Here is a 19,891-nt window from a genome sequence, read left to right as displayed (position 1 = left end):
GCCCTTTTGTTTGTCTAGCGTTTGGCCAACTCTCCTTTTTCCTCAAAACTTCTTCAGACCAGCGGTCACATCCACGACTTGCGGAAAATTATTATGAGAATAATATTCTAGTCGTAATATTCGGAGGCAACGATGAACGATAAAAAAGCTCAAACCCGCGAACGCATCCTCAAGGCTGCCAGTGCCGCTCTGATCCAGCGCGGCCCGGCCGAGCCGAGCGTGGGCGAAGTGATGGGCGCGGCAGGCCTGACGGTCGGCGGCTTCTACGCCCACTTCGAAAGCAAGGACGCATTGATGCTGGAAGCATTCAAGCAGCTGCTCAGCCATCGTCGTGCCTTGATCGCGGACATGGACGCCGAGTTGACCGGTGAAGAGCGTCGCGCGTTGGTCGCAGCGTTCTATCTGTCGCGTAAACACCGTGATTCCAGCGAGCAGGCGTGTCCGATTCCGGCGTCCGTCGGCGAGCTGGGCCGTCTGCCGGACGAATTTCGTGTGGCGTTGAATGAGCATGTTGAGTTGATGGTCGCGCAGTTGGCGGCCAGCCCGGAAGAGGCCAACAAAGCCTTGGCCGACTTGGCCTTGATGGTCGGTGGTTTGGCTCTGGCGCGGGCGCTGGGGCCAGGAGAGTTATCCGATCGTTTGCTGCGCGCCGCGAAGTCGGCGGTGTTATGACCTAAAGGCATCAGCCTGAGGAGATGGGCGATGAACACGTTGAGCTGGGTTCGTGGCGTTAATGGCACCTTGGGCTGGTTCGCACCGAAGCTGGTGGCGAGCAAGATGCGCCTGGCATTCATGACCCCGCGGCAATTGCTGCCGCGTGACTGGGAGTTGCCGCTGCTGGCGAAATCCGAACGAATCACCTTGCGCTTCGGCCTCTCCGCGCTGCGTTGGGGACAAGGGCCGGCGGTGTTGTTGATGCACGGCTGGGAGGGTCGGCCGACACAGTTTGCCTCGCTGATCACCGCGCTGGTCGATGCCGGTTACACCGTGGTTGCCCTGGACGGTCCGGCTCACGGTCGTTCGCCTGGTCGCGAGGCTAATGTGGTGCTGTTCGCTCGCGCCATGCTCGAAGCGGCCGCTGAGTTGCCGCCGCTGCAAGCAGTGATCGGTCACTCCATGGGCGGCGCCAGTGCCATGCTCGCGGTTCAGCTGGGCTTGCGCACCGAAACCCTGGTCTCGATCGCCGCCCCGGCGCGAATTCTCGGGGTACTGCGTGGGTTCGCACGCTATGTGCGCCTGCCGCCAAAAGCGCGTTCGGCGTTTATTCGCCAGGTCGAGAAAGACGTCGGCATGCGCGCCGCCGCGCTGGATGTTGCGCACTATCAGCTCGACATGCCGGGGTTGATCGTTCATGCCGAGGACGACAACTTTGTTCCAGTCAAGGAATCCCAATTGATCCACGAAGCCTGGTTCGATAGCCGTCTGTTGCGCCTGGAAGAGGGCGGTCATCAGCGGGTGCTCGCCGATCCGCGGGTGATTGACGGCGTTCTTTCGCTGCTGGCCGGTCGCAGTCTGCAATCGCGCCAATCGGCCTGAGCATCCGTTACACTGCCCCGGTCGAAATAATCTGACCGGGAGTGGGGCATGGGCTGGGATCGGGCAACGCCGTTTATCATTGATCTGGAAGTGGGCGCCGAGGACATCGACGGGCTGGGCCACGCGAACAACGCGGTGTACGTGACCTGGCTCGAACGCTGCGCCTGGCGCCACTCGCAACGGCTGGGCCTGGATCTGGTCGAGTACCGGCGGCTGGATCGGGCGATGGCAGTGGTGCGACACGAGATCGATTACCTGGCGGCAGCCTATGAGGGCGATGAGTTGCAGCTGGCGACCTGGATCGTCGATTGGGATCAGCGCCTGAAAATGACCCGACACTTCCAGTTGAAGCGCCCCAGCGACAACACGACGTTGCTGCGGGCACAGACCACTTTCGTGTGTATCGAACTGTCGACCGGCAAGCCCAAGCGCATGCCGGCGGAGTTTATCGAGGGCTACGGGCCTGCATTGCAAGTTCCAAGCTAACACGGTCCTGTGGCGAGGGAGCTTGCTCCCGTTAGAGTGCGCAGCACTCTCCATTGCAGGGGACCGCTTTGCGCTCCAGCGGGAGCAAGCTCCCTCGCCACAGAGGTATGCGCAAGTCTTTCATTAGATAATCCAGTAAACTGCCGCACGTTTTTCGTTGAGTGTGTTTTTCATGCAAATTGCTTTGGCGCCCATGGAGGGGTTGGTCGACAACATCCTGCGGGACGTGCTGACTCGTGTGGGCGGTATTGATTGGTGCGTGACCGAATTCATTCGGATCAACGATCAGCTGCTCACGCCTGCCTATTACCACAAGTTCGGCCCGGAACTGCTGACCGGCGCCCGAACCGCGTCCGGCGTTCCACTACGAGTGCAGTTGCTCGGCTCCGATCCGGTGTGCCTGGCGGAAAACGCCGCACTGGCCTGCGAGTTGGGTTCCGAAGTCATCGACCTGAACTTCGGCTGCCCGGCCAAGACCGTCAACAAATCCCGTGGCGGCGCGGTGCTGCTCAAAGAGCCTGAACTGCTCAACCAAATCGTCGAGCACGTCCGTCGTGCCGTACCCGCGCACATTCCGGTGACCGCCAAGATGCGCCTCGGCTTCGACAGCCCGGACGGTGCGCTGGTTTGCGCCACGGCTCTGGCCGAAGGCGGCGCGGCGCACATCGTGGTTCATGCGCGGACCAAGACCGATGGCTACAAGCCGCCAGCTCACTGGGAATGGATTCCTCGGGTGCAGGACGTGGTCAAGGTGCCGGTGTTTGCCAACGGCGATATCTGGAGCGTCGAGGACTGGCGTCGTTGCCGCGAGATCAGTGGTGTCGAAGACATCATGCTCGGTCGTGGTCTGGTATCGCGCCCGGATCTGGCCCGGCAAATCGCTGCCGCTCGCGCCGGTGAAGACGTTGTCGAGATGACTTGGGCCGAGTTGCTGCCGCTGATTCAGGACTTCTGGCTGCAAGCCAAGGCGCAGATGACGCCACGTCAATCGCCGGGTCGCTTGAAGCAATGGCTGGCGATGTTGACCCGCAATTATCCTGAAGCGGTAGAGCTGTTCACCGTCCTGCGTCGTGAGACCGAACTGGATAATGTCTCGCGTTTACTGGGTCTGCAGGTGTCTGAAGCGGCCTGAAGCTACTTTAAAAAAACAGAAAAAGAGCTCTTGAAAAGTAATCAGCGGTCCTTATCTAAGGATTACGCGATGCCGAATTCGGGTCGCGGAGACAAAAAAACTTGCTGATTATGTTCAGGAGATTTGAATCATGAGTACTGCATTTTCCCTGGCCCCACTGTTCCGTTCCTCGGTAGGTTTCGACCGTTTCAACGACCTGTTCGAAACCGCCCTGCGTAATGAGCCAGGCAGCACCTATCCACCCTACAACGTTGAAAAATACGGTGATGACCAATACCGCATTGTCGTAGCGGCCGCCGGTTTCCAGGAAGAAGACCTGGACCTGCAAGTGGAGAAAGGTGTGCTGACCATCAGTGGCGGCAAACGTGACGCGGACGAAAGCGTCACTTACCTGTACCAAGGCATCGCGCAGCGCGCCTTCAAACTGTCGTTCCGTCTGGCGGACCATATTGAAATCAAGGCCGCCGAACTGCGCAACGGTTTGTTGAGTATCGACCTGCTGCGCGTGATTCCGGAAGAAGCGAAAGCCAAACGCATCCCGATCAACGGGACGGAAAAACCGGCTCTGCAGCACTAAGTCAGAGCAACGAAAAGGGCGCCATCCACTGGCGCCCTTTTTTGTGCCTGTGTCCGACTCATTTGAGAAGTTTCTGAAACTCCTCCACCAACAGCGGCCGGCTGTGTAAATACCCTTGATACAAGTGGCAGCCCAGCCCCTGCAAAAACTCCAGCTGCTCCAGGGTTTCCACCCCTTCGGCGATGACTTCCAGCTCCAGGCTGCGGGCCATGGCGACGATGGCGCGAATGATTTCGGCATCGTTGGGATCGGTGGTGGCGTCGCGGATGAACGACTGGTCGATTTTCAGGGTGTCTACCGGCAGGCGCTTGAGGTAGGTCAGCGAGGAATAACCGGTACCGAAATCATCCATGGCGAAACTGACGCCGATTTTTTTCAGGCGCCGCATTTTGCTGATGGTATCGTCCAGATTCTGAATGACGATGCCTTCGGTGATTTCCAGTTTCAGCAGCGAGCAGGGCAGGCCGTGGCTGCCGAGGCTGTGTTCGATGCGTTCGACGAAATCGTTCTGACGGAATTGCCGGGGGCTGATGTTCACACACAGGCTGAAATTGAGCGGGTCGATCAGACCTTTGGCAGTCAGTTGTTTGAAGGCCTTGCAGGCTTCGTCGAGAATCCACGTGCCGACTTCCAGAATCAGCCCGCTGTCTTCCAGCACCTTGATGAACTCGGTGGGCGATTGCGCGCCCAGTTGTGGATGGTGCCAGCGCACCAGAGCCTCGGCGCCGGTTATGCGGTTGTCTCGAGCATCCACCTGAGGTTGGTATTGCACGCTGAACTCACCCCGGGAAAGGGCCAGGCGCAGGTCGGTTTCCATGCGCAGGCGTTCGCTGGCGGCCTTTTGCATGGTGTTGTGATACATCTGCGTGGTGTTGCGGCCCGAGTCTTTGGCGCGGTAAAGAGCGATATCGGCGCGTTTGAGCAGGTCGGTCGGGGTCGAGCCATGGTCGGGGATCAGCGCAATGCCGATGCTCGGCGTCACTTGCAGGCGCTGTCCATCGAGGAACATCGGTTCGGACAGCAGTTCGCGCAAGGTGTCCGCCAACTCCCGGACCTGAGCGCTGACGTCGCTGCGCGAACCTTCCAGGCCGCTGAGCAACACCACGAATTCGTCACCGCCCAGGCGTGCGACGGTGTCCTCCATGCGCACGCTGGCCTCAAGGCGCGCGGTGATGATCTGCAGCACCGTATCGCCCACCGGATGGCCGAGGGAATCGTTGATGTGCTTGAAGTGGTCGAGATCGAGGAACATCAGCGCGCCGCGCAGGTTGTGGCGTTTGAGCAGGGCGATCTGCTGGCTCAGACGATCCATCAATAGGGCGCGGTTGGGCAGGTTGGTCAGCGGGTCGTGATAGGCCAGGTGACGAATCTGCGCTTCGGCATTTTTCAGCAGGCTGACGTCCCGCGCGGTCAGCAGCAGGCACGCTGTTTCGTTGAGGGTGATCGGCTCCACCGAGACTTCGACCGTCAGCAACTCGCCGCGTTTGTTGCGCCCGAGCATTTCCTGATGGTGAACCCGGCCCTTGATCTGTAGTTCTGCCAGCAACGCCGAGCGTTGTTTTTCTTCGGCCCAGATACCGACCTGATACACCGTGCGGCCGATCACTTCATCGGCGCGGTAGCCGGTCAGGCGACAGAAACCGTCGTTAACCTCCAGGTAGCGTCCGGTATCGCGTTCGGTAATGGTGATGGCGTCGGGGCTTGAGTGGAAGGCCTTGGCGAACTTCTCCTCGCTGGCCTTGAGCGCCGCTTCCGAACGTTGCTGCTGGGTGATGTCGCGCAGGGTGGTGACGATGCACGGCTGGTCGCCGACGCTGATCTGTCGGCTCGATATCACGCAGGTCAGGGACTGCCCGTCCTTGTGCTGAACGATGATCGCCACATTGTTCAGGCCCTGTTCGCGGATGACCCGCTCGATCCGTTGCAGGCTTTTCGCCGAAGCGTCCCACAGGCCGATTTCGTCGGCGCTGCGGCCAATCACGTCGACGGTGTTCCAGCCGAATGTCTGAGTGAAACTGGAATTGATCTCGATGAAATGGCCGGTGTCCTGGCGGGTGACGCAAATCGGGTCCGGGCTGACCTGAAACAAGGTGGCGAATTTCTCTTCCGACGCCACCAGTTGCTGTTCGCGTTCCACCTGATCGGTGATGTCCAGCAGTGTGCCAGCCATGCGCAGCGGGTTGCCGTGGTCGTCGCGATAAAGTCTGGCGCGACTTTCCAGGTAGCGCGAACTGCCGTCCTGCAGCTGCACCCGGTACGTCAGTTGATAATTGCCGGCCGGGCCTTCGCGCAAGCTGCGGTAGGCGTCGCGCATGGTGTCGCGTTCTTCGCCGGGCACGCCTTCGAAAAACGCGTCGAAGGATTCATGGAAGGGTTTGGGGTCCAGCCCATGCAACTGGGCGGCTCGCGCCGAGCCGTAAAGCATGCCGCTGGGAATGTGCCAGTCCCAGGTGCCGAGTTGCGCCGAATCCAGGGCCAGGTCGAGGCGTTCCTGGCTGTCTTTGAGGGCGTGCTCGGCGATTTTGCGTTCGGTAGTGTCGAGGAATGTGCTCAGCAGATAAGGCTGGCCTTCGAGTTCGACCTTTTGCGCGCTGAGAATGCCGTCGTGAACCTGCCCGTTGCTGGCGCGAAATTGCACCTCCATGTTGATCAGCTCGCCTTTGGCCTTGGTGGCCTTGACCAGTTGCACCCGTTGCTCCGGGTTCACCCAAAGGCCCAGTTCCAGCGTGGTTCGGCCGATAGCGTCTTGCACCGGCCAGCCGAACAGGCTTTCGAAATACTGGTTGGCTTCGCTGATCAGGCCGTCTTCCTGACGGGTCAGCAGGACCATGTTCGGGCACAGGTGAAACAGCGTGGCGAAGCGTTTTTCCGAGCTGCTCAGGGCCTGTTCGCGCTGGCGCTGATGGGTGATTTCACGAATGACCCCAATCATTCGCGGCCGGCCGTTTTTGTCCGGCAGCAGGCTGCCGTTGATTTCCAGCCAATGCAGACTGCCGTCGGGCCAGCGGATGCGGTGGTGCATCGCCTGTTCCAGCGGGGCGCCGGCGATCACTGCATTGAAGGCGCGAATAGCTTTCGCCCGATCCTCCTGAGGCAGCAGGTCGAGGTATTCCAGGTCTTCCGGCAGCGGTTGCCGGGGATCGAAGCCGAACAATGCCTGAGTACCCCGAGACCAACTGATCTGCCCCCGCTCGATGTCCCAATACCAGGCGCCCAGCCGGGCGCCGTTAAGGGCCGCCAGCAACTGCGGCGCGCTTTCCCAGCTCTGCTCGGACCGTTTGGGGTCAAGTGCCTGAATTCGCGGCATCGGCGGCATACGTTCAACAGGTTTGGGCATGGATCACAGGCCTTGGGCTGAATTGGGCGTTAGGCACAGGGTTTTGGGGCTCTATAGGCGTAGCACAAAAGAAGTAGCACAGCTTAGCCGCGAGTCCCTGGCTGATCGATTTGTGCATCCAGCAGAGCCATGAAGGCCCGTGCCGCGTTCGACAGCGTCCGTTCGGTGTGCAGGATATAGCCTAGCTGGCGAGTGAGCTGTATGCCCGGCAAAGGTATGCGCGCCACTTGATCGTCCAGCATCGTGCGCGGCAAAACGCTCCAGGCCAGGCCGATCGAGACCATCATCTTTATGGTTTCCAGATAATTCGTGCTCATGGCGATGTTCGGCGTCAGGCCCTGGGCTTCGAACAGGCGCTGCACGATGTGGTGGGTAAAGGTGTTGCCGCCGGGGAAAACCGCGGGGTGCAGGGCGATATCCGCCAGGCTGACCGGACCATTAGCGATCAGCGAATGCTCCGGGGCGACCACGAAATCCAGCGGGTCGTCCCACACGGGCGTGGCCTTGACCAGTGCGTGAGGCTCCGGTGCAAGAGTGATTACCGCCAGTTCGGCGCGGCCATGGAGTATTTCTTCGTAGGCCACTTCCGAATCGAGGAACTGAATATCCAGCGCCACTTGTGGGTAGCGTCGGGTGAACGCCCTTAATAAGGGCGGCAAACGGTGCAGGCCAATGTGATGACTGGTGGCCAATGTCAGACGACCGGAGACTTCGCCGGTCAGGTTGGTCAGGGCGCGGCGGGTGTCATCCAGTACATTGAGGATCTGATAGGCCCGTGGCAGCAGGGCGCGACCGGCTTCGGTCAAGCTGACTTCCCGGCCCAGTCGATCGAACAGCCGCACCTTCAATTGCTGCTCCAGGCCGGCGATGCGCTTGCTGATGGCGGGTTGTGTCAGGTGCAGCCGTTCACCGGCACCGGAGAAGCTTCCGGTCTCGGCAATCGCGATAAAAGCATTGAGGTTGGCGAGGTCCATGATGATGTCTCGGTGGCATTCCAGTTGGTTATGCAAAGCATAAAAAATATGAATTTGAGTTATTTAATGTAACCCCCTAGGATCGACCTCACAAGCCAAGGGGTTATTGAAACTTTCAAGATCCGGGGCATAGAAACAAGCTGATGAGGAAACCGTCTGATGGCCGGCAAAACGCTCTACGACAAGCTCTGGGATTCGCATTTGGTCAAGCAGCGCGACGATGGCTCGGCGCTGATCTACATCGATCGTCACATCATCCACGAAGTGACCTCGCCGCAAGCCTTCGAGGGCCTGCGTCTGGCCGGGCGCAAGCCTTGGCGCATCGATGCCAACATCGCGACCCCGGACCACAACGTTCCGACTACCCCGGAGCGCAAGGGTGGCATCGAAGCGATTGTCGACCAGGTCTCGCGTTTGCAGGTCCAGACCCTCGACGACAACTGTGACGAATACGGCATCGTCGAATTCAAGATGAATGATGTCCGCCAAGGCATCGTCCACGTCATCGGCCCGGAGCAGGGCGCAACCTTGCCGGGCATGACCGTGGTGTGCGGCGACTCCCATACCTCGACTCACGGCGCATTTGGTGCCCTGGCTCACGGTATCGGCACTTCCGAGGTCGAGCACGTGCTCGCCACTCAGTGCCTGGTCGCGAAAAAGATGAAAAACATGCAGGTCGTAGTCGAAGGCCAATTGCCGTTCGGTGTGACCGCCAAGGACATCGTCCTCGCCGTGATCGGCAAGATCGGCACCGCCGGCGGTAACGGCCATGCCATCGAGTTCGCTGGTAGCGCGATTCGCGACTTGTCCGTTGAAGGTCGCATGACCATTTGCAACATGGCGATCGAGGCCGGCGCTCGTGTAGGCCTGGTGGCCGCCGACGAAAAAACCGTGGCTTACGTCAAGGGCCGTCCATTTGCTCCGAAAGGCGCGGAATGGGACTTGGCAGTTGAGGCCTGGAAAGACCTGGTCTCCGACGCGGATGCCAAGTTCGACACCATCGTTGAGCTCGATGCCACTCAGATCAAACCGCAAGTCAGCTGGGGTACCTCGCCTGAGATGGTCTTGGCTGTCGATCAGAACGTTCCCGATCCTGCGAAGGAAATGGACCTGGTCAAGCGCGGTTCCATCGAGCGCGCGTTGAAGTACATGGGTTTGACCGCCAATCAGGCGATCACCGACATTCAGCTGGACCGCGTATTCATTGGCTCCTGCACCAACTCGCGGATCGAAGATCTGCGCGCCGCCGCCGTCATCGCCAAGGGCCGCAAAGTGGCTTCGACCATCAAACAGGCCATCGTGGTGCCGGGTTCGGGTCTGGTGAAGGCTCAGGCCGAATCTGAAGGTCTGGACAAGATTTTCCTCGAAGCCGGTTTCGAATGGCGCGAGCCGGGTTGCTCGATGTGCCTGGCGATGAACCCGGACCGTTTGGAGTCCGGCGAGCATTGCGCATCGACCTCCAACCGCAACTTCGAAGGCCGTCAGGGCGCCGGTGGCCGTACGCACCTCGTGAGCCCGGCCATGGCCGCCGCCGCCGCTGTGAACGGTCGTTTCATCGACGTCCGTGAATTGATCTAAAGGAGCGCAGCATGAAAGCTTTTACCCAGCACACTGGTCTTGTCGCGCCTTTGGATCGTGCCAACGTCGACACCGATCAGATTATTCCGAAGCAGTTCTTGAAGTCGATCAAACGCACCGGTTTCGGCCCGAACCTGTTCGATGAGTGGCGTTACCTGGATGTCGGGCAACCGTATCAGGACAACTCCAAGCGCCCGCTGAACAAGGATTTCGTCCTCAACGCCGAGCGTTATCAGGGCGCCAGCGTGTTGCTGGCCCGCGAGAACTTCGGTTGCGGCTCCAGCCGCGAACACGCGCCGTGGGCGCTGGAAGAGTACGGTTTCCGCAGCATCATCGCGCCGAGCTATGCCGACATCTTCTTCAACAACAGCTTCAAGAACGGCTTGTTGCCGATCATCTTGAGTGACGCTGAAGTCGATGAGCTGTTTCAGCAAGTAGAGGCGACTCCGGGCTATCAGTTGCAGGTTGATCTGCAAGCTCAGACCGTGACCCGTCCGGATGGCAAGGTGTTGAGTTTTGAGATTGACGCGTTCCGTAAGCACTGCCTGCTCAATGGCCTGGACGATATCGGCCTGACCTTGCAGGACCACGAGGCAATTGCCACGTTTGAAGCCAAACACCGCGCGAGCCAGCCTTGGTTGTTTCGTGATGCGTGATTGATCCGAAATTGATGTAATCAGGGCCGGCCTCTTCGCGGGCAAGCCCGCTCCCACAGTGATTTTCGCCGTTCACAAAACCTGTGGGAGCGGGCTTGCCCGCGATGACGGCAGCCCAGACAACGCAAGGCTAAACCCTAAATAGGAAGTCCCCATGACCAGCACCGCCCAGCACAGTCAGGTAGTACAAAAGCAATTCGGTGAACAGGCCTCGGCCTACCTGAGCAGCGCCGTCCACGCTCAAGGCACTGAATTCGCGCTGCTACAGGCTGAACTGGCGGGGCAGGGCGATGCCCGTGTGCTGGACTTGGGTTGCGGCGCCGGTCATGTGAGTTTTCACGTGGCTTCGCTGGTCAGGGAAGTAGTGGCTTACGACCTGTCCCAACAGATGCTCGACGTGGTGGCCACTGCTGCCGTCGATCGCGGCTTGAGCAACGTCTCCACCGTACTCGGTGCCGCCGAGCGCTTGCCGTTCGCTGACGGCGAGTTCGATTTCGTTTTCAGCCGTTATTCGGCGCACCATTGGAGCGACCTCGGGCTGGCCCTGCGCGAAGTTCGCCGGGTACTGAAGCCGGGCGGGGTGGCGGCGTTCGTCGACGTGTTGTCACCGGGCAGCCCGTTGTTCGACACTTACCTGCAAAGCGTCGAAGTGCTGCGCGACACCAGCCACGTGCGCGATTATTCTGCCGGCGAGTGGTTGCGTCAGGTCAGCGAAGCGGGGTTGCATACCCGCAGCACCACGCGCCAACGGCTGCGCCTTGAATACACGTCGTGGGTCGAGCGCATGCGCACACCGCAAGTGATGCGCGCGGCGATCCTCGAGTTGCAGCAATCGATGGGCAATGAAGTTCGCGAATATTTTGAGATTGAGGCCGATGGTTCGTTCAGTACAGATGTGCTGGTGCTGATGGCTGAACGATAAGCTCTGAAACATAAGCGTCGAGCGATAGAATTTTTCCGGGTGTGCCCAAGGGCGTGCCGACTGATGACATGAGGAAAGCATGAGCAAGCAGATTCTGATTCTCCCGGGTGACGGTATTGGCCCGGAAATCATGGCCGAAGCGGTCAAGGTGCTGGAGCTGGCGAACGACAAGTACAGCCTGGGCTTTGAACTGAGTCATGACGTGATCGGTGGCGCCGCCATCGACAAGCACGGCGTGCCGCTGGCCGACGAAACCCTGGCCCGTGCCCGTGCCGCCGATGCGGTATTGCTGGGTGCCGTGGGCGGTCCGAAATGGGACACCATCGAACGTGACATCCGCCCTGAACGCGGCCTGCTGAAAATCCGTGCGCAACTGGGCCTGTTCGGCAACCTGCGTCCGGCGATCCTGTACCCGCAACTGGCCGAGGCCTCCAGCCTGAAGGCAGAAATCGTGGCCGGTCTGGACATCCTGATCGTCCGTGAGCTGACCGGCGGCATCTACTTCGGCGCTCCACGTGGCGTGCGCGAACTGGAAAACGGCGAGCGTCAGGCCTATGACACCCTGCCGTACAGCGAATCTGAAATTCGCCGCATCGCCCGTGTCGGTTTCGACATGGCCCGCGTGCGTGGCAAGAAGCTGTGCTCGGTGGACAAGGCCAACGTGCTGGCCTCCAGCCAACTGTGGCGTGAAGTCGTCGAGCAAGTGGCCAAGGACTACCCGGACGTCGAACTGAGCCACATGTACGTCGACAACGCCGCCATGCAACTGGTGCGTGCACCGAAGCAGTTCGACGTGATCGTCACCGACAACCTGTTCGGCGACATTCTTTCCGACGAAGCGTCGATGCTCACCGGCTCCATCGGCATGCTGCCGTCGGCGTCGCTGGATGCCAACAACAAAGGCATGTACGAGCCGTGCCACGGTTCGGCGCCGGACATCGCTGGCAAGGGCATAGCCAACCCGTTGGCGACCATTCTGTCGGTGTCGATGATGCTGCGTTACAGCTTCAATCTGCAGGATGCGGCCGATGCCATCGAGAAGGCCGTGAGCCTGGTATTGGATCAAGGCCTGCGCACGGGCGACATCTGGTCGGCCGGTTGCACCAAGGTTGGTACGCAGGAAATGGGCGATGCAGTAGTCGCCGCGCTGCGGAATCTGTAATCTCTTTGGCCCGCTGCAACTTTCAACATGAAAGCAGCGGCCCACTTTTAAGAAGGTGTAGTTGCGATGAAACGTGTAGGTCTGATCGGTTGGCGCGGTATGGTCGGTTCCGTGCTCATGCAGCGGATGCTGGAAGAGCAGGATTTCGATCTTATTGAGCCGGTGTTTTTCACCACTTCCAATGTCGGTGGCCAAGGCCCGTCCGTGGGCAAGGACATTGCTCCGCTCAAGGACGCTTACAGCATTGAAGAGCTGAAAACCCTCGACGTGATTCTGACCTGCCAGGGTGGCGACTACACCAGCGAAGTCTTCCCGAAACTGCGCGAAGCCGGCTGGCAAGGGTACTGGATCGACGCCGCTTCCAGCCTGCGCATGCAGGACGACGCGGTGATCGTGCTGGACCCGGTGAACCGCAAGGTCATCGACCAACAGCTCGACGCGGGCACCAAGAACTACATCGGCGGCAACTGCACCGTCAGCCTGATGCTGATGGGCTTGGGCGGTCTGTTCGAAGCCGGTCTGGTCGAGTGGATGAGCGCCATGACCTATCAGGCAGCCTCCGGTGGCGGCGCGCAGCACATGCGTGAGCTGATCAAGCAAATGGGCGTGACCCACGGCGCTGTCGCCGATCAACTGGCCGATCCGGCCAGCGCCATCCTCGACATCGACCGTCGTGTTGCCGAAGCCATGCGCAGCGACGCGTACCCGACCGAAAACTTCGGCGTACCGCTGGCCGGCAGCCTGATCCCGTGGATCGACAAAGAGTTGCCGAACGGCCAGAGCCGCGAAGAATGGAAGGCCCAGGCCGAGACCAACAAGATCCTCGGTCGCTTCAAGAGCCCGATCCCGGTGGACGGCATCTGCGTGCGCATCGGCGCCATGCGTTGCCACAGCCAGGCGCTGACCATCAAACTGAACAAAGACGTGCCGATCGCCGACATCGAAGGGCTGATCAGCCAGCACAACCCTTGGGTCAAGCTGGTGCCTAACAACCGCGAAATCAGCATGCAGGAACTGAGCCCTACAAAGGTTACCGGTACCCTGAATGTGCCGGTTGGCCGTCTGCGCAAGCTGAACATGGGTTCGCAGTTCGTCGGCGCCTTCACCGTCGGCGACCAGCTGCTGTGGGGCGCGGCCGAACCGCTGCGTCGCATGCTGCGGATTTTGCTTGAGCGTTGATCGATTGATGAAATGAAAGAGCCCGTGCCTTGAAAGAGGTGCGGGTTTTTTTATGCGCGACAGTCTGAGGGTGTTCGGTTGTCTGCTATTCCGTCATCGCGGGCAAGCCCGCTCCCACAAGGTTGGGGTCGCATGCAAAATGTGGGAGCCCCACAAAACCTGTGGGAGCGGGCTTGCCCGCGATGAGGCCGGTATAGGCGCCACAAATCCTTGGCAGAAATTGCTTGCACGCCAACCACCCGGTAAAGTGCCGCTCCCCCCGTTTCGCCAGAGATAGAACCATGAGCCAGTCCTTCGATATTGCCGTGATCGGCGCCACCGGTACTGTCGGCGAAACACTCGTCCAGATTCTTGAAGAGCGGGATTTTCCGGTCGGTAACCTGCACCTGCTGGCGAGCAGTGAATCGGCCGGGCATTCGGTACCGTTTCGCGGCAAGAACGTGCGGGTGCGGGAAGTTGATGAATTCGATTTCACCAAAGTCCAGTTAGTGTTCTTTGCCGCCGGCCCGGCAGTGACCCTCAGTTTCGCCCCGCGTGCCACGGCCGCCGGTTGCTCACTGATCGACCTGTCCGGCGCCTTGCCCGCCGATCAGGCGCCGCAAGTAGTGCCTGAGGCCAATGCTGAAATTCTGGCCGGCCTGAAAAAGCCCTTCCAGGTCAGCAGCCCAAGCCCTTCGGCCGCGACGCTGGCGGTGGTGCTGGCGCCGTTGCTCGGTTTGCTCGACCTGCAACGCATCAGCCTGACGGCGTGTCTGGCGGTCTCTGCCCAGGGCCGCGAAGCGGTCACTGAGTTGGCCCGGCAAACCGCTGAGCTGCTCAATGTGCGCCCGTTGGAGCCAGCGTTCTTCGATCGGCAGATGGCTTTTAACCTGCTGGCGCAAGTCGGTACGCCTGATGCTCAGGGTCATACGCTGCTGGAAAAACGCTTGGTGCGCGAGCTGCGTCAGGTCATGGCGCTGCCTTCATTAAAGATTTCCGTCACTTGCATTCAAGCTCCGGTGTTTTTCGGCGATAGCTTTAGCGTGACCTTGCAGTCTTCGAGCGCTGTCGACCTGGCGAAAGTCAACGCAGCGCTGGAAGCTGCGCCCGGTATCGAGTTGGTCGAGGCGGGCGATTACCCGACTCCGGTAGGCGATGCGGTAGGGCAGGACGTGGTTTACGTTGGTCGGGTTCGCAGCGGGATCGACGATCCGGCGGAACTTAATGTGTGGCTGACGTCAGATAACGTACGCAAAGGGGCCGCGCTCAATGCTGTGCAGGTGGCTGAATTGTTGATAAAAGACCTGCTGTAAAAGATACTTGGCAACAATTTTTCGAATGATTCCCGTCGAGCGTCATGTTCGGCCGGAATGCTTAAGGTGAGCCACCCCGCAGGGCTTCCCATTGCAAGAATGAAATGATCGCGCGCGACGACCCTTCGTCGCCGCGCGCAATGCCTTACGGCAGCGGCAATCAACACCTTCTCGCTGGCCGAGGAATGTTCAAACAAAGGAAGAGGTTATGGTTCAAGTTCGCAAACTGGTGTTAGCAATAGCGGCCGCCTCGGCGCTGTCCTCCGGTATGGCGCATGCCCTCGGGCTCGGGGAGTTGACCCTGAAATCGACGCTGAACCAGCCTCTGGTCGCAGAAATCGAGCTGCTCGACGTCAAGGACCTCACGGCTGCCGAAGTGGTGCCGAGCCTGGCCTCGCCCGAAGATTTCGCCAAGGCCGGTGTCGATCGTCAGGCGTTTCTCAACGACCTGACCTTCACTCCAGTACTTAACGCCAGCGGCAAAAGCATCCTGCGCGTCACGTCCAGCAAACCGCTGTCCGAACCGATGGTGAAATTCCTGGTTCAGGTGATGTGGCCCAACGGTCGTCTGCTGCGCGATTACAGCGTGCTGCTCGATCCGTCCAAATTCTCGCCGCAGACCGCCGATGCGGCCGCGCAACCGGCGCCATCCCAAACAGTGACCGCGCCAGTCACCGGCGCCACCAAGTCGTCGCAACACACCACCACGCCGCGCGATACCCTGTGGGAAATTGCCGCGAAGGCGCGTAACGGCGGTTCGATCCAGCAAACCATGTTGGCCATCCAGGCGCTGAACCCGGATGCGTTCATCGACGGCAACATCAACCGACTGAAAACCGGTCAGGTGCTGCGTCTGCCTGATCAGGTGCAGAGCACCAACCTGCCGCAACCCAAGGCTGTCGCTGAGGTCGCCGCGCAGAACACCGCGTGGCGTCAGGGCCGTCGCTACGTGGCGAAACCAGGAGCCGGTCAGCAGCAACTTGACGCCACCAAACGCGCTCGCGGTGAAGGTGCTTCATCGCAACCTGCCACAGACAAGCTGAGCCTGGTCTCTGCCGAGACTGGCAAGGGCCGTGGCAAAGGTGCCGCCGGTGATGCGAAAGCGTTGAGCGACAAACTGGCCGTCACCCAGGAAAGCCTCGACGCGGCTCGTCGTGACAACGCTGAACAGAAAAGCCGCATGAACGATCTGCAAAGTCAGCTGGACAAGCTGCAACGCCTGATCGAGCTGAAGAACAATCAGTTGGCCAAACTGCAGGCCGAAGGCGGCGCGGGCGCGCCGGCGACCGCTCCGGCGATGTCGGCTGAGCTGGCGACCAACCCTGCGGCAACGCCTGCGGACGCGGCACCTGCACCAGAAGCTGTTGCGCCAGAAGCCGTTCCGGCGCCAGCTGTCGAGCCAACGCCTGCGGCATCCGATGATCAGAAATTCAACGAGCTGCTGACCAACCCGATCCTGCTGGGGCTGGTGGGTGGCGGTGCGGTGGTGCTGCTGCTCTTGCTGCTGTTGCTGGCCCGCCGCCGCAAAGCTCAGCAAGAGGCCGAGAAGCATCTGCGCATGGCCCGTGCCTTGGAGGAGGAACAAGAGTTCTCCGTCGACCAGGATTTGCCAGAAAGCAGCTTCGAAGGCCTGGAAGTTCCGCCGCCGAGTGTGAAACTTGCGACCGCACCAGCACCAGCACCAGCACCAGCACCAGCACCAGCGCCTGCACCGGCCCCGGTGATTGCTCCGGTTGTGGTGACGCCGCCGATCGCTGCACCACTGGTGTCGCCTGCCGCCGAGCGTTCCGATCGTTCCGACGACGTACTGGCTCAGGCGCAGTCGCACATTGTGGGCGGTCGTCTGAATCAAGCCGCCGCATTGCTGGAAGACGCTATCAAGCAAGAGCCGCAACGCAGTGACCTGCGCTTGAAGCTGATGGAAGTCTACGGTCAGCAGGGCGACCGCGATGCGTTCGTCGCTCAGGAGCGTCAACTGGTGGCAAACGGCGATAACTTCGCCCGGGTCGAAGAGTTGAAAAGCCGCTTCCCGGCGATGGCGGTCGCAGTTGCGGGTGGTCTGGCCGCCGCGGCAATCGCCGCCGAGCTGGACGCGCAATACGTCAAGGACCTCCTGCTGGACGAACCGCAAGCCCCGGAACCGGCATTGTCCGACTTCGACAGTGCATTCGATCTGAGTCTGGACGATCTGGAGGCGGCTACTCCGATCGCGCCAGTTGTTTTGGCGGAGCCAGAGCCAGAGCCAACACCGGAGCCAGAGCCAGCACCAGAAGCTCTGGCTGAGCTGGACGAATTCCCGCTGGACGACGACCTGAGTTTTGAGTCGGTGTTGCAGCAACAGACTGAAATCAAGGAAAACCTCGACGATCTGTCGGACTTCGACCTGGACATGGATCTGGGTGGCAATGCCTCCCCGGCAACGCTGGCCGAAGATGACTTCCTGCTGAGTCTGGATGAAGACCTCAAGGACTTGCCTGCCGCCGAAGCGCCATCCGTGACCGAGCCGACGCTCGACGACCTGGAGTTGCCTGCGGATTTCGACCTGTCACTGGCTGATGAAATGGACGCCACCCCGGATCAGCCTGACGCCTTCGAAAACGAACTCAACGACGTCAATGCCGAGCTGGATCGCCTGTCCCAGAGCCTCGGTGAGCCGAGCTTCACCGAGGAAGATGCTTTGGCCTCCGCGGCCGATGAGCCGGACTTCGATTTCCTCTCCGGCACCGACGAAGTCGCCACCAAACTCGACCTGGCCCAGGCCTACATCGACATGGGCGACAACGACGGCGCTCGGGACATCCTTAATGAGGTGGTGACCGAGGGCGATGCCGGTCAGAAGAGCGAAGCCAAGGAAATGCTCTCGCGTCTGGCGTGAGTCATTGGTAAGGCATAAACAAAACGGCAGCCCATCGAGGCTGCCGTTTTTGTTTGGGCGGTGATGTGATGGCGCCTGCCAGATAGACCGAGGCGCGGCTATCGCGGGCAAGCCACGCTCCCACAGGGATGTATGCTGGCTGCATATCTTGTGTACGACACAAAACCTGTGGGAGCGAGGCTTGCCCGCGAAGAGGCCAACACATTCAACCCAACTGTCGACAGTTATACGGCCATAGCGAGCAGGCTCGCTCCTACATTTGATCGAGGTTGTCCGCATCATTTGTCTGCCACCAGTCCCCCTGTAGGAATGAGGTCATCCGCATCATTTGCGCCAGCCACCAATCCCCTTGTGGGGGCGAGCCTGCTCGCGATGAGGGCATCCCGTTCAACATCAAACCCGGCATTGCACCGGTCGGGCAGGGCACGAAGATCACTCAGCTCTGGCGTCCCGGTCCGGCGGCCTTATAATGCCTGCCTTTGCGTAGATCAGCAGGCTGTCACCCCCTTGGCAAATATAGATAATCCGGCCGCCGAAATGGCGGCCGACGGCTTTTTCCGGATCGCGTTGGGCGTTGAATACAAAGGCTCGCGTTATCGCGGCTGGCAGCGTCAGGCCTCCGGTGTGGCCACGGTGCAGGAAACCCTCGAAAAGGCCTTGTCCAAAGTCGCCGACTCACCCGTGTCGCTACTTTGCGCCGGACGCACCGACGCCGGTGTGCATGCTTGCGGGCAAGTGGTGCATTTCGACACCCAGGTCGAGCGTTCGATGAAGGCCTGGGTCATGGGGGCCAACATCAACTTGCCGCACGACGTCAGCGTCAGCTGGGCCAAGGTTATGCCGGCGGATTTCCATGCGCGGTTCAAGGCCATCGCCCGTCGTTATCGTTACGTGATCTACAACGATCAGATCCGCCCGGCGCACCTGAACGAAGAAATCACCTGGAATCACCGTCCACTGGACGTCGAGCGCATGTCCGAGGCTGCTCAGTATCTGGTCGGCACCCACGACTTCAGCGCATTCCGCGCCGGCCAGTGCCAAGCCAAGTCGCCGATCAAGGAGCTGCATCACCTGCGCGTCACCCGCCATGGCAAAATGATCGTGCTGGATATCCGCGCCAGTGCGTTTCTGCACCACATGGTGCGCAACATCGCCGGCGTGCTGATGACCATCGGCGCCGGCGAGCGTCCCGTGGAGTGGATGAAAGAAGTCCTGGAAAGCCGTGTGCGCCGTTCCGGCGGGGTGACGGCCCATCCGTTCGGCCTATATCTGGTGCAGGTCGAGTATCGCGACGAGTTCGAATTGCCCGAGCGTTACATCGGTCCACACTTCCTCACCGGTTTCTCGGAACTTGACGGCTGACGCCCTCGAACGCTTTTGTTACCATCCGGGACTTTCCCGGATTTGTCCTGAGGTTCTATCGACATGTCAGCCGTTCGCAGCAAAATTTGTGGGATTACCCGCATAGAGGATGCGTTGGCGGCGGTCGAGGCCGGGGCCGATGCCATCGGGTTTGTGTTCTACGCCAAAAGCCCACGGGCCGTAACATTCCAGCAGGCGAGGGCGATCATCAAGGCCTTGCCGCCGTTCGTGACCACTGTGGGTTTGTTTGTCAATGCCAGCCGCTGCGAGCTGGGGGAAATCCTCGACGCCGTGCCGCTGGACCTGTTGCAGTTCCATGGTGACGAGACCGCCGCCGACTGTGAAAGCTGGCACCGGCCCTACATCAAGGCGTTGCGGGTCAAGGCCGGTGATGACATCGCAGCAGCTTGCGATGCCTACGCCAGTGCCAGCGGGATCTTGCTCGACACGTACGTCGAAGGTATTCCCGGCGGAACCGGCGAAGCGTTCGACTGGTCACTGATACCGCAAGGCCTGAGCAAGCCAATCATCCTGGCGGGCGGCTTGACGCCGGACAACGTCGCCGAGGCGATTGCCCGGGTTCGGCCTTACGCGGTGGACGTCAGCGGTGGAGTAGAGGCGAGCAAGGGCATCAAGGATCACGCAAAGATTCACGCATTCATCAAAGCGGTTGTAGGAACTGTGTAGGAGCTGTCGAGTGAAATGAGGCTGCGATCTTCAGGATCAAAAAATCGCAGCCTCGTTTCACTCGATAGCTCCTACGTTGATGTGACGGCTGGCAGACTGCCGCCGTCCACTGCTCTGTACAAAAGAGGTGCACCTG

At 60.3% G+C, this 19,891-nt stretch carries 16 protein-coding genes; 14 read left to right on the top strand and 2 right to left on the bottom strand.

What is annotated here, in order from left to right:
- Positions 1 to 132: 132 nt before the first annotated feature.
- The 5 genes from AB3226_RS04145 (at position 133) to AB3226_RS04125 (ending at position 3,731) form a co-directional block, all read left to right on the top strand.
- On the top strand, positions 133 to 672 hold the full coding sequence (locus AB3226_RS04145) for a TetR/AcrR family transcriptional regulator (RefSeq protein WP_367372133.1): 540 nt from the start codon (positions 133 to 135) through the stop codon (positions 670 to 672).
- Positions 673 to 702: 30 nt separating this feature from the next.
- A complete protein-coding gene (locus AB3226_RS04140; RefSeq protein ID WP_367372132.1) occupies positions 703 to 1,536 on the top strand; it encodes an alpha/beta fold hydrolase in 834 nt (277 codons plus the stop codon).
- A 48-nt stretch (positions 1,537 to 1,584) separates the two neighbouring features.
- Positions 1,585 to 2,022 carry a thioesterase family protein gene (locus AB3226_RS04135; protein ID WP_017337624.1) on the top strand — a complete coding sequence of 146 codons (438 nt, stop codon included), beginning with the start codon at positions 1,585 to 1,587 and terminating at the stop codon, positions 2,020 to 2,022.
- Between the two features lie 172 nt (positions 2,023 to 2,194).
- Positions 2,195 to 3,154 (top strand): tRNA-dihydrouridine synthase, encoded by a 960-nt coding sequence (locus AB3226_RS04130; RefSeq protein WP_038980070.1) that lies wholly within the window; start codon positions 2,195 to 2,197, stop codon positions 3,152 to 3,154.
- A 130-nt stretch (positions 3,155 to 3,284) separates the two neighbouring features.
- Complete coding sequence (locus tag AB3226_RS04125) at positions 3,285 to 3,731, top strand: Hsp20 family protein (protein WP_008075938.1); 447 nt, start codon at positions 3,285 to 3,287, stop codon at positions 3,729 to 3,731.
- 58 nt (positions 3,732 to 3,789) lie between these two features.
- On the opposite strand, the gene AB3226_RS04120 is transcribed toward AB3226_RS04125, so the two are convergent.
- Both AB3226_RS04120 and AB3226_RS04115 read right to left on the bottom strand, forming a co-directional pair.
- Positions 3,790 to 7,068, bottom strand: a complete 3,279-nt coding sequence (locus tag AB3226_RS04120; protein WP_367372131.1) for a PAS domain S-box protein — start codon at positions 7,066 to 7,068, stop codon at positions 3,790 to 3,792.
- Positions 7,069 to 7,151: 83 nt separating this feature from the next.
- Positions 7,152 to 8,042 carry a LysR family transcriptional regulator gene (locus AB3226_RS04115; protein WP_367372130.1) on the bottom strand — a complete coding sequence of 297 codons (891 nt, stop codon included), beginning with the start codon at positions 8,040 to 8,042 and terminating at the stop codon, positions 7,152 to 7,154.
- A gap of 159 nt (positions 8,043 to 8,201) precedes the next feature.
- On the opposite strand from AB3226_RS04115, the gene leuC reads away from it, so the two are divergent.
- The 9 genes from leuC to AB3226_RS04070 all read left to right on the top strand — a co-directional run bounded on the left by leuC (position 8,202) and on the right by AB3226_RS04070 (position 19,755).
- Positions 8,202 to 9,620, top strand: a complete 1,419-nt coding sequence (gene leuC / locus AB3226_RS04110) for a 3-isopropylmalate dehydratase large subunit (protein WP_367372129.1) — start codon at positions 8,202 to 8,204, stop codon at positions 9,618 to 9,620.
- 11 nt (positions 9,621 to 9,631) lie between these two features.
- Positions 9,632 to 10,276 (top strand): 3-isopropylmalate dehydratase small subunit, encoded by a 645-nt coding sequence (leuD, locus tag AB3226_RS04105; RefSeq protein ID WP_007905962.1) that lies wholly within the window; start codon positions 9,632 to 9,634, stop codon positions 10,274 to 10,276.
- 154 nt (positions 10,277 to 10,430) lie between these two features.
- Positions 10,431 to 11,198: a class I SAM-dependent methyltransferase gene (locus tag AB3226_RS04100; RefSeq protein WP_367372128.1), complete on the top strand. Its 768-nt coding sequence runs from the start codon at positions 10,431 to 10,433 to the stop codon at positions 11,196 to 11,198.
- Between the two features lie 79 nt (positions 11,199 to 11,277).
- Positions 11,278 to 12,360 carry a 3-isopropylmalate dehydrogenase gene (leuB, locus tag AB3226_RS04095; RefSeq protein WP_367372127.1) on the top strand — a complete coding sequence of 361 codons (1,083 nt, stop codon included), beginning with the start codon at positions 11,278 to 11,280 and terminating at the stop codon, positions 12,358 to 12,360.
- 66 nt (positions 12,361 to 12,426) lie between these two features.
- Entirely contained in the window at positions 12,427 to 13,539 is a 1,113-nt protein-coding gene (gene asd, locus AB3226_RS04090) for an aspartate-semialdehyde dehydrogenase (protein ID WP_007935182.1), read from the top strand.
- 281 nt (positions 13,540 to 13,820) lie between these two features.
- The gene (locus AB3226_RS04085) at positions 13,821 to 14,831 is read left to right on the top strand and encodes an aspartate-semialdehyde dehydrogenase (protein WP_367372126.1); all 1,011 of its coding nucleotides are present in this window, start codon (positions 13,821 to 13,823) and stop codon (positions 14,829 to 14,831) included.
- 208 nt (positions 14,832 to 15,039) lie between these two features.
- Positions 15,040 to 17,706 carry a FimV/HubP family polar landmark protein gene (locus AB3226_RS04080; RefSeq protein WP_367372125.1) on the top strand — a complete coding sequence of 889 codons (2,667 nt, stop codon included), beginning with the start codon at positions 15,040 to 15,042 and terminating at the stop codon, positions 17,704 to 17,706.
- A 537-nt stretch (positions 17,707 to 18,243) separates the two neighbouring features.
- Positions 18,244 to 19,068: a tRNA pseudouridine(38-40) synthase TruA gene (gene truA / locus AB3226_RS04075; protein WP_367375748.1), complete on the top strand. Its 825-nt coding sequence runs from the start codon at positions 18,244 to 18,246 to the stop codon at positions 19,066 to 19,068.
- Positions 19,069 to 19,131: 63 nt separating this feature from the next.
- Entirely contained in the window at positions 19,132 to 19,755 is a 624-nt protein-coding gene (locus tag AB3226_RS04070; protein WP_367372124.1) for a phosphoribosylanthranilate isomerase, read from the top strand.
- Positions 19,756 to 19,891: the final 136 nt, after the last annotated feature.

This window comes from Pseudomonas lini, from assembly GCF_964063345.1.
GTDB classification, from domain to species: domain Bacteria; phylum Pseudomonadota; class Gammaproteobacteria; order Pseudomonadales; family Pseudomonadaceae; genus Aquipseudomonas; species Aquipseudomonas lini_B.
The sequence above is the reverse complement of the archived record's forward strand: the minus strand, read 5'-3'. Positions and strand labels throughout refer to the sequence as shown.

Coding starts and splice junctions, on each gene's coding strand:
- AB3226_RS04130 (WP_038980070.1), top strand. CDS start 2,195: ATGCAAATTGCTTTGGCGCCCATGGAGGGGTTGGTCGACAACATCCTG.
- AB3226_RS04140 (WP_367372132.1), top strand. CDS start 703: ATGAACACGTTGAGCTGGGTTCGTGGCGTTAATGGCACCTTGGGCTGG.
- AB3226_RS04100 (WP_367372128.1), top strand. CDS start 10,431: ATGACCAGCACCGCCCAGCACAGTCAGGTAGTACAAAAGCAATTCGGT.
- AB3226_RS04070 (WP_367372124.1), top strand. CDS start 19,132: ATGTCAGCCGTTCGCAGCAAAATTTGTGGGATTACCCGCATAGAGGAT.
- AB3226_RS04135 (WP_017337624.1), top strand. CDS start 1,585: ATGGGCTGGGATCGGGCAACGCCGTTTATCATTGATCTGGAAGTGGGC.
- AB3226_RS04145 (WP_367372133.1), top strand. CDS start 133: ATGAACGATAAAAAAGCTCAAACCCGCGAACGCATCCTCAAGGCTGCC.
- AB3226_RS04115 (WP_367372130.1), bottom strand. CDS start 8,042: ATGGACCTCGCCAACCTCAATGCTTTTATCGCGATTGCCGAGACCGGA.
- leuD (WP_007905962.1), top strand. CDS start 9,632: ATGAAAGCTTTTACCCAGCACACTGGTCTTGTCGCGCCTTTGGATCGT.
- truA (WP_367375748.1), top strand. CDS start 18,244: ATGGCGGCCGACGGCTTTTTCCGGATCGCGTTGGGCGTTGAATACAAA.
- AB3226_RS04120 (WP_367372131.1), bottom strand. CDS start 7,068: ATGCCCAAACCTGTTGAACGTATGCCGCCGATGCCGCGAATTCAGGCA.
- AB3226_RS04080 (WP_367372125.1), top strand. CDS start 15,040: ATGGTTCAAGTTCGCAAACTGGTGTTAGCAATAGCGGCCGCCTCGGCG.
- leuB (WP_367372127.1), top strand. CDS start 11,278: ATGAGCAAGCAGATTCTGATTCTCCCGGGTGACGGTATTGGCCCGGAA.
- AB3226_RS04085 (WP_367372126.1), top strand. CDS start 13,821: ATGAGCCAGTCCTTCGATATTGCCGTGATCGGCGCCACCGGTACTGTC.
- AB3226_RS04125 (WP_008075938.1), top strand. CDS start 3,285: ATGAGTACTGCATTTTCCCTGGCCCCACTGTTCCGTTCCTCGGTAGGT.
- leuC (WP_367372129.1), top strand. CDS start 8,202: ATGGCCGGCAAAACGCTCTACGACAAGCTCTGGGATTCGCATTTGGTC.
- asd (WP_007935182.1), top strand. CDS start 12,427: ATGAAACGTGTAGGTCTGATCGGTTGGCGCGGTATGGTCGGTTCCGTG.